We start from the raw sequence: 1833 nt of genomic DNA on the forward strand, positions 1-1833 counted from the left end.
CTCCGGTCGCGCCGCCTGCTCCGGTCGTGCCGCCGGCGGCGGCGATCGCGCCGGCATCCTCCGCGCCGGCATCCTCCGCGCCGCCCGTCGCGCAGGAGTCGGACGACATCGAGGACACGCGGATCAGCATCCCGGGCCACCGTCTCGTCTTCACCTGGGACGACGGCACCCGGGTCTCGGTCTCGCGGCGCACGATCTTCGGCCGCAACCCCGCGGCGGAGGACGGCGCGGTCGTCGTGCCGGTGCGCGACGAGACCCTCTCGCTGTCGAAGACGCACTTCGAGGCGGCCGCGGAGTCCTCCGGCGGCTGGGTGCTGGACCGGCACTCGACCAACGGCATGACCCTGGTGCGCGACGGTCAGCGGATCGCCTGCCCCGCAGGTCAGCGCGTGCCCGTGCGGCTCGGCGACGCCATCGAGATCGGCGATCGCATCGTCACGATCGGGGGCTACGCGTGAGGCCCGCACTCATCGTCTCGACGGGGTCGGCGACGCACCCCGGGCTCCGTCGCGCCCTCAACGAAGACGCGCACCTCGCGAGTGCCCCGGTGTTCGTGGTCGCCGACGGCATGGGCGGCCATGAGGCGGGAGAGCGCGCGAGCGCCGCCGTCATCGCCGAGTTCTCGAGCTCGATCGGCCGGGCGTCGCTCGAGCTCGACGACGTGCGACTGGCCCTGTCCCGCGCCCGCGCGAGCGTCGAGGAGCTCTCGACCTCGGGCAACGGACGCGCAGGCACCACCTTGAGCGGCGTCGTCATCGCCTCGGTCGACGGCATGGGCTACTGGCTGGCCGTCAACATCGGCGACTCGCGCACCTACCGGCTGGCCGACGGCGAGCTCGAGCAGATCAGCGTGGACCACTCGGTCGTGCAGGAGCTGATCGAGGCCGGAGAGATCACCGTCGAGGATGCCGCGACCGATCGACGCCGCAACATCATCACCCGAGCCATCGGCGCGAGCAGCACCGGCGACGCCGACTACTGGCTGTTCCCGGCCGAGCTCGGCGACCGCATCATGGTCTGCTCCGACGGGCTGACCTCCGAGGTGTCCGACGCCCGCATCCGCGAGGTGCTGCAGAACACCCCCGACCCGCAGAAGGCCGCCGACGTGCTGGTCGACGATGCGGTCTCGGCCGGCGGCAGGGACAACATCACCGTGGTCATCGTGGATGCCGTCTCGGTCGCCTCGCGACCGGGCACGCTCCTGGAGACGGACTCGGACATCGACATGGACACGCGTCCGCGCGAGGCCGCAGCAGGAGGGGTTCGCTGATGCAGACCATCTACCGACCGGGACAGTGGTACCTGATCGTCATCCCCGGCGCGCTGGTCGCGCTGCCGCCGGATGTCCCCGGAGACGTCGTCGCGCGGCTGTGGGAGCGGATGCCGCAGCAGAAGACGCTCGCGACGGTCGTCGACGTGCTCACCGCGCACGCCGGCGGGGCCTTCGCCTCGCTTCCCCCGTTCGTCGCCGCGGTCGCCGAGGGCTCCGACATCCGCATCGCGCTGCGCGGCGGAGTCAGCGCTCGCGTGAGCACCGCCACCGACGCGCACTCGTTCTCCGGTGCCGAGGTCACCACCTGGAGCGAGCGATTCGTGGGCGGGGCCTCCCGCGTCGAGATCACGGTCGAGACCGTCGAGGGCACGGCCGCCCTTCCCGTGCAGAGCGGCGTCGTGCGCGCGGCAGCGGTGAGCGCCGAGCTCGAGACCGACGACGACCGTCCTCTCGCCACGGCCCTCGGTCCCGTGCCGGTCATCGAGATCGGCGCGACAGGCGCGTCGGCAGCCGTGCTCGCGGGCACGCCGGCGCCGTCGATCGCCGACTTCGGCGGACCC

General features: G+C 72.6%; 1 protein-coding gene and 2 pseudogenes. All 3 read left to right on the plus strand.

The features are described from left to right. Window positions 1-458, plus strand: a pseudogene (locus DW306_RS21360) (FHA domain-containing protein); the annotation flags it as partial. Beyond that, window positions 455-1270: a protein phosphatase 2C domain-containing protein gene (locus tag DW306_RS17390; RefSeq protein ID WP_136056847.1), complete on the plus strand. Its 816-nt coding sequence runs from the start codon at window positions 455-457 to the stop codon at window positions 1268-1270. The pseudogene DW306_RS21360 and the gene DW306_RS17390, both read left to right, overlap by 4 nt. Continuing rightward, window positions 1270-1833: pseudogene (locus DW306_RS17395) on the plus strand (hypothetical protein); the annotation flags it as partial. The gene DW306_RS17390 and the pseudogene DW306_RS17395, both read left to right, overlap by 1 nt.

It is taken from the genome of Microbacterium sp. K24 (genome assembly GCF_004794465.1).
GTDB lineage: Bacteria > Actinomycetota > Actinomycetes > Actinomycetales > Microbacteriaceae > Microbacterium.